Genomic DNA, 6,750 nt, shown 5'->3' on the forward strand with positions numbered 1-6,750 from the left:
CGCCCGGCCGTGCCGCCCCCCGCGACCGCAAGGGCGACGAGCGGCGCGGCGGCAAGCTGACCGTCACCCGCGCGCTCAACGAGGACGGCGCCCGCGCCCGCTCGCTCGCCGCGCTCAAGCGCGCCCGCGAGAAGGAGCGGCGTCATTTCGGCCCGCGCGATGCGCAGCCCAAGCAGGTCCGCGACGTGCAGGTGCCCGACGCGATCACCGTGCAGGAACTCGCCAACCGCATGGCCGAGAAGGGCGCGGACCTGGTCAAGGCGCTGTTCAAGATGGGCATGCCCGTCACCATGACGCAGACGATCGACCAGGACACGGCCGAGCTGCTGGTCACCGAGTTCGGCCACAATGTCAGCCGCGTGTCGGCGTCCGACATCGACCTGGCGGTCGACACGGGCGAGGATACGGCCGGACAGCTGCGGCCGCGCCCGCCGGTGGTGACTATCATGGGCCATGTCGATCACGGCAAGACCAGCCTGCTCGACGCGCTGCGCGGCACGGACGTGGTGCGTGGCGAGGCCGGTGGCATCACCCAGCATATCGGCGCCTATCAGGTGCAGCTGCCCGACAAGTCGCGCATCACCTTCCTCGACACGCCCGGTCACGAGGCGTTTACGCAGATGCGCGCGCGTGGCGCGGACGTGACCGACATCGTCATCCTGGCGGTCGCCGCCGACGACGGGCTGATGCCGCAGACGATCGAGGCGATCAACCATACCAAGGCGGCCGGCAAGCCGATGATCGTCGCGATCAACAAGGTCGACAAGCACGAGGCCAACCCGCAGCGCGTGCGCGAACGCCTGCTGGAGCACGACGTGCAGGTGGAGGAGATGGGCGGCGAGACGCAGGACGTGGAGGTCTCCGCGCTCAAGAAGACGGGCCTCGACCAGCTGATCGAGAAGATCCAGCTCCAGGCCGAGCTGATGGAGCTGTCCGCCAACCCCGATCGTCCCGCCGAGGCGACGGTGATCGAGGCGAAGCTGGACAAGGGCCGCGGCCCCGTCGCCACCGTGCTGATCAACCGCGGCACGCTGCGCGTCGGCGACGTGTTCGTGGTGGGGGCCGAGAGCGGCAAGGTGCGCGCGCTGGTCGACGACAAGGGTCGCCAGATCAAGGAGGCGGGGCCTGCGCTCCCCGTGGAGGTGCTGGGCCTGTCGGGCGTGCCGATGGCGGGCGATCCGCTCCAGGTCGTGGAAAACGAGGCGCGCGCGCGTGAAGTCGCCGAATATCGGCAGAGCGTGGTGTTGCAGAAGCGCACCACCACCGCGCCCGCGTCGCTGGAGAGCATGTTCTCCGCGATGCGCGACAAGCAGGCGATCGAATATCCGCTCGTCGTCAAGGCGGACACGCAGGGCACAATGGAGGCCATCGTCGCGGCGATCAACAAGATCTCCACCGACCTGATCAAGGCGCGCATCCTGCATTCGGGCGTCGGTGGCATCACCGAGTCCGACGTGACGCTGGCGGGCGCGAGCGGGGCGCCGATCATCGGCTTCAACGTGCGGCCGAACGCGAAGGCGCGTGAGATCGCCGAGCGGCAGAAGGTGGCGTTCAAATATTATGACGTCATCTACGCGCTCACCGATGAGATCAGGGCGGGGATGGCCGGGCAGCTGGGGCCGGAAGCGTTCGAGACGGTGGTCGGCCGCGCGGAGATCCGCGAGGTGTTCTCCGCCGGCAAGACGGGCCGCGCGGCGGGTCTGCTGGTGGTCGAGGGCGTCATTCGCAAGGCGCTCAAAGCGCGGATCACGCGCGCCGACGTCATCATCTACCAGGGCGAGATCGCCTCGCTCCGGCGCTTCAAGGACGATGTGGCGGAAGTCCGGGCGGGTCTGGAATGCGGTGTGACGTTCACGCAGAACTTCACGGACATCAAGGCGGGCGACTTCCTGGAGACGTACGAGGTCGAGCTGCGCGAGCGGACGCTGTAGTTGCACGGGGGCGAGCGGCCAGATGGCGACCGCTCGCCCTCGTCGGACGGCTGGGGCGGATGTCTCGTCGAGGGGCTGGGCTGCCTGGTCGAGCTGCTGATGTCGGTAGGTCTGCCCGTGCTGCTGCTCGGTGTCGCGCTACCCGCCTGGCGATGCTGGTGACCCGCCGACGCTTCGGTTAGGCTGCCTTCGCGGCGCGCTACCTGCGTGTCGTAAGGAGGTGGTTTATATAGAGGTTGAGAAGATTGCAGCGCTGGTGCTCGCCGTCGTGATGCTAGTCATCGCGGCGGTCGGGTTGGTGATCAAGCTCATCGAGCTGGGTCGCCGCTAACCGGCGCGGGGCTCGGCGCAGCAACGCCGGGCCCCTTACACGTTTAGGGCCCGGATGCAGCAACATCCGAGCCCGAGAGGTGCATAGACGTCGAGTCGATTGCATATCCCGGATAGCTCAATACAGGCCGGCCCACAAGATGCGCGATAGTACCACGCCCGACCGTTCCGTCCGCCTGCTGCGCGTCGGCGAGCAGGTGCGCCATGTGCTGTCGGAGATCCTGCAGCGGGGCGACGTGCACGATGAGACTCTGGACAAGCATCTGGTCAGCGTCACGGAAGTACGCATGTCGCCCGACCTGCGCCACGCCACCGCCTTCGTGAAGCCGCTGCTCGGCCGCGACGAGGACGCGGTGCTCACCGCGCTGCGGCAGAACACCGCCTACCTCCAGCGCGAGGTCGCGGCGCGGGTGAAGATGAAATATGCGGCGCGGCTCAAGTTCCTGGCGGACGAGAGCTTCGACGAGGGCACCCATATCGACACGCTGCTGCGCCAGCCGGCGGTGGCGCGCGACCTGGACGACACGGCGGGCGGCTGATGGCCAAGCTGTATTTCTACTACGCCTCGATGAACGCGGGCAAATCGACCAACCTGCTCCAGGCGGACTTCAACTATCGAGAGCGCGGCATGCGGACGCTGTTGTTCACCGCCGCGCTGGACACGCGGTCCGCGGCCGGGACGATCACCTCGCGGATCGGCTTGAGCGCCCCGGCGACACGGTTCGACGCGGACACCGATCTCGGCGCGGTGACGCTGGCGGCGCATCGCGACGCCGCGCTCGCCTGCGTGCTGGTGGACGAGGCGCAGTTCCTGACCGGCCCGCAGATCGATCAGCTCGCCGCCATCGCCGACGACAATGGGGTGCCGGTGCTGTGCTATGGCCTGCGCACCGACTTTCGCGGCGCGCTGTTCCCCGGCTCGGCCCGGCTGCTGGCGATCGCCGACACGCTGGTCGAGATCAAGTCGGTCTGCGCGTGCGGGCGCAAGGCGACGATGAACCTGCGCGTCGACGCGGACGGCCGCGCGATCGCCGACGGCGCGCAGACCGAGATCGGCGGCAACGAGCGCTACGTGGCGCTGTGCCGGCGGCATTTCAGGGCGGCGTTGGCGGAGGCTCGCTGAGCGGAACGCGGGCGTTCGGCGCTCGTTGAGTATCGATCTGGGAGTGCAAGCCGATGAAGAAGATGCTGTTCGCGCTTGCCCTGTCCCTCGTTGCGGGCGGATCGGCGCAGGCACGCTCGCGTCCGCTGGGCGCGGAGACCACCATCCCCTTCGCGTCGAACGGCGGCCTGCGTGACTGGCAGCGTGGCGGCGCGCAGAGCGACGCGTTGTGGGTACGCGACCGGACCGAGCAATGGTATCTGGTCCGCCTGTCCGGCCGGTGCCGGTTCGACTTCCCGCTCGACACCTTGATCTACACCACCGACCCCAGCGGCATCTTCGATCGTTTCTCGACGGTGCGCGTCGGCAGCGAGCCGTATCAGGTCTGTGGCGTTCGCAGCATCGTCGCCAGCGCGCCGCCGCCCGGTCACGAGGGGCAGGGCCGGACGAAGCCCGCCGGCTGACGGGCGGTGCACGGCTGGATCATCCTTGACAAGCCGGTCGGGGTCGGCTCGACCGACGCGGTGTCGGCGGTCAAGCGCGCGCTGCGGGCGGGCGGCTATCCCAAGGTCAAGGTGGGTCATGGCGGCACACTCGATCCGCTCGCAAGCGGCGTGCTGCCGATCGCGCTGGGCGAGGCGACCAAGCTGGCGGGGCGGCTGCTTGATAGCGACAAGACCTACGAGTTCACGATCCGGTTCGGGAACGAGACGGACACGCTGGACGTGGAAGGGCGCGTGGTGGCGACCTCGCCGATTCGGCCGAGCCTGGGCGAGGTGGACGCGGTGCTGGCGCGCTTCACGGGAGCGATCCGGCAGGTGCCGCCGGCCTTTTCCGCGCTGAAGGTCGGCGGGAAGCGGGCATATGATCTCGCTCGGGCGGGGGAAGCGGTTGCGCTCGCCGAACGAGAGGTGGTGGTGCATTCGTTACGTCGTCACCCCCGCAGCAGCGGGGATGATGAAGACGAGAGTGTCACGCTCCTCACCCAGGTCTCCAAAGGCACCTATATCCGCTCGCTGGCGCGCGACATCGCGCACGCGCTCGGCACCGTCGGTCACGTGACGATGCTGCGGCGGACCAGGGCGGGGCCGTTCGGGCTGGAGGCCGCGATAGCGCTGGACAAACTGGCGGAGTTGGGGCAGGCGCGCGGTCTTGAACACCACCTCCTGCCGTTGAGGGCGGGGCTGGACGACATCCCGGCTCTTTCCCTCACCCCCGACCAGGCAGGGGCGCTCCGTCAGGGGCGTGTGCTGGCCGGGATTGCCGCCGACGCCGTTCCCAATGGAGGCGCCGCCTTCGCCCTGCTCGACGGCGTCCCCGTGGCGCTGGTCGATGTGCGGGATGGTGCGGTCCGGGTCGAGCGCGGCTTCAATCTGTAATCCGATGTCGAGGACGAAATCATGACGATCACCGCCGAGCGCAAGCAGCAGCTCATCACCGAGCATGCCCAGGGCGAGAACGACACCGGCAGCCCCGAAGTCCAGGTCGCGATCCTGACCGAGCGCATCCGCAACCTGACCGAGCACTTCAAGGGCCATGCCAAGGACAACCATTCGCGTCGCGGGCTGCTGATGATGGTCAACAAGCGGCGCACGCTGCTCGACTATCTCCGCAAGACCGAGGGCCAGCGCTACCTCGCCCTGATCGCAAAGCTCGGTCTTCGCAAATAACCCGAAGGGCGCCTCAACGGCGCCCTTCTCGCATCCGCCTTCCCGCAATCCGGCGTGGGGGCACGGAGCGACGAGTCGCTCCACACCGACGCGGGCCGGCTAGCCCGCACGCACAGGCCCCGGCGGGATCGGCTCGCCGGAGTGAAGGAACCAGAATGTTCGATACCAAGAAAGTTTCGATCCAGTGGGGCAGCCAGACGCTGACGCTGGAAACGGGCCGCGTCGCCCGTCAGGCCGACGGCGCGGTGCTCGCCACGCTCGGCGAGACGGTCGTGCTCTGCGCGGTGACCGCCGCCAAGACGGTGAAGGAGGGGCAGGATTTCTTCCCGCTGACCGTCCATTATCAGGAGAAGTTCTCCTCGTCCGGCCGCATCCCCGGCGGCTTCTTCAAGCGCGAGCGCGGGGCGACCGAGCGCGAGACGCTGGTCTCGCGGCTGATCGATCGGCCGCTGCGGCCGTTGTTTCCGTCCGAGTTCCTCAACGAGGTCAACGTCATCGCGCAAGTGATGTCGTATGACGGCGAGAACGAGCCGGACCTCCTGGCGATGATCGCGGCGTCGGCGGCGATGACGCTGTCGGGCGTGCCGTTCATGGGCCCGATCGGCGCGGCGCGCGTCGGCTACAAGGATGGGAAGTACCAGCTCAACCCGGCCGACAGCGCCATCGCCGACCTGGACCTGATGGTCGCCGCGACGCACGACGCGGTGATGATGGTGGAGTCGGAGGCGAACGAGCTGTCCGAGGACATCATGCTCGGCGCGGTGATGTTCGCGCACAAGGCGTCGCAGCAGGTGATCGAGGCGATCATCAAGCTCGCCGAGCAAGCCGCCAAGGAGCCCTGGGAGCTAAAGGCCGGCGCCGACCTGGCCGCGCACAAGGCGAAGCTGAAGGAACTGATCGGCGCCGACATGGCCGCCGCCTACAAGCTGACCGACAAGCAGCAGCGCCAGACCGCGATCAACGCCGCGCGCACCAAGGCGCGCGAGGCGTTCGACGACCTCAAGCACGCCAACCCGGCCGAGTATCTGGGCACGCTCAAGCTGGTGAAGAAGGTGGAGGCCGAGATCGTGCGCGGCCAGATCCTCAACGACGGCGTCCGCATTGATGGCCGCGACACCAAGACGGTGCGCCCGATCGACGCGTCGGTGCACTTCCTGCCGCGCGCGCACGGCTCCGCGCTGTTCACGCGCGGCGAGACGCAGACCATCGCCACCACGACGCTGGGCACCCGCGACGCCGAGCAGATGATCGATGGGCTGAACGGGCTCAGCTATCAGCATTTCATGCTGCACTATAACTTCCCGCCCTATTCGGTGGGCGAGGTGGGCCGTTTCGGCGCGCCGTCGCGGCGCGACATCGGCCATGGCAAGCTCGCCTGGCGCGCGCTGCATGCGGTCTTGCCGACGAAGGAGGAGTTTCCCTACACGATCCGCGTCACCTCCGACATCACGGAGAGCAACGGTTCGTCGTCGATGGCGACGGTATGCGGCGGTTCGCTGGCCCTGATGGACGCGGGCGTGCCGATCAAGCGGCCGGTGTCGGGCATCGCGATGGGGCTGATCCTGGAGGGCGAGAAGTTCGCCGTCCTGTCCGACATCCTGGGCGACGAGGATCATCTGGGCGACATGGACTTCAAGGTCGCCGGCACCAGCGAGGGCATCACGTCCTTGCAGATGGACATCAAGATCGCCGGCATCACCGAGGAGATCATGAAGGT

Annotated in this window: 8 protein-coding genes; all 8 read left to right on the top strand. The window is 68.0% G+C overall.

Features of this window, described 5'->3' with window-relative positions:
- A partial coding sequence (gene infB, locus HUU95_RS05185; RefSeq protein WP_174279139.1) for a translation initiation factor IF-2 occupies positions 1–1,931 on the top strand: 1,931 nt, incomplete at its 5' end.
- Entirely contained in the window at positions 1,932–2,093 is a 162-nt protein-coding gene (locus HUU95_RS05190; protein ID WP_174279140.1) for a hypothetical protein, read from the top strand.
- Positions 2,094–2,401: 308 nt separating this feature from the next.
- Positions 2,402–2,800 (top strand): 30S ribosome-binding factor RbfA, encoded by a 399-nt coding sequence (rbfA, locus tag HUU95_RS05195; protein WP_174279141.1) that lies wholly within the window; start codon positions 2,402–2,404, stop codon positions 2,798–2,800.
- Positions 2,800–3,384, top strand: a complete 585-nt coding sequence (locus HUU95_RS05200; RefSeq protein ID WP_174279142.1) for a thymidine kinase — start codon at positions 2,800–2,802, stop codon at positions 3,382–3,384. The genes rbfA and HUU95_RS05200 overlap by 1 nt, the downstream gene beginning before the upstream one ends.
- Before the next feature lie 53 nt (positions 3,385–3,437).
- Positions 3,438–3,827 carry a DUF6491 family protein gene (locus HUU95_RS05205; RefSeq protein WP_174279143.1) on the top strand — a complete coding sequence of 130 codons (390 nt, stop codon included), beginning with the start codon at positions 3,438–3,440 and terminating at the stop codon, positions 3,825–3,827.
- 6 nt (positions 3,828–3,833) lie between these two features.
- Positions 3,834–4,742, top strand: a complete 909-nt coding sequence (gene truB, locus HUU95_RS05210; protein ID WP_174279144.1) for a tRNA pseudouridine(55) synthase TruB — start codon at positions 3,834–3,836, stop codon at positions 4,740–4,742.
- Positions 4,743–4,763: 21 nt separating this feature from the next.
- Entirely contained in the window at positions 4,764–5,033 is a 270-nt protein-coding gene (rpsO, locus tag HUU95_RS05215; protein ID WP_174279145.1) for a 30S ribosomal protein S15, read from the top strand.
- Between the two features lie 155 nt (positions 5,034–5,188).
- Positions 5,189–6,750: polyribonucleotide nucleotidyltransferase (gene pnp / locus HUU95_RS05220; protein WP_174279146.1), on the top strand; the 1,562-nt coding region annotated here is incomplete at its 3' end.

The sequence above is a fragment of the Sphingomonas bacterium genome (assembly GCF_903643065.1).
GTDB lineage: Bacteria > Pseudomonadota > Alphaproteobacteria > Sphingomonadales > Sphingomonadaceae > Sphingomonas.

Bases quoted from the DNA above. Each gene is read 5' to 3' on its own strand.
- rbfA (WP_174279141.1), top strand. From the start codon at position 2,402: ATGCGCGATAGTACCACGCCCGACCGTTCCGTCCGCCTGCTGCGCGTC.
- HUU95_RS05200 (WP_174279142.1), top strand. From the start codon at position 2,800: ATGGCCAAGCTGTATTTCTACTACGCCTCGATGAACGCGGGCAAATCG.
- HUU95_RS05205 (WP_174279143.1), top strand. From the start codon at position 3,438: ATGAAGAAGATGCTGTTCGCGCTTGCCCTGTCCCTCGTTGCGGGCGGA.
- rpsO (WP_174279145.1), top strand. From the start codon at position 4,764: ATGACGATCACCGCCGAGCGCAAGCAGCAGCTCATCACCGAGCATGCC.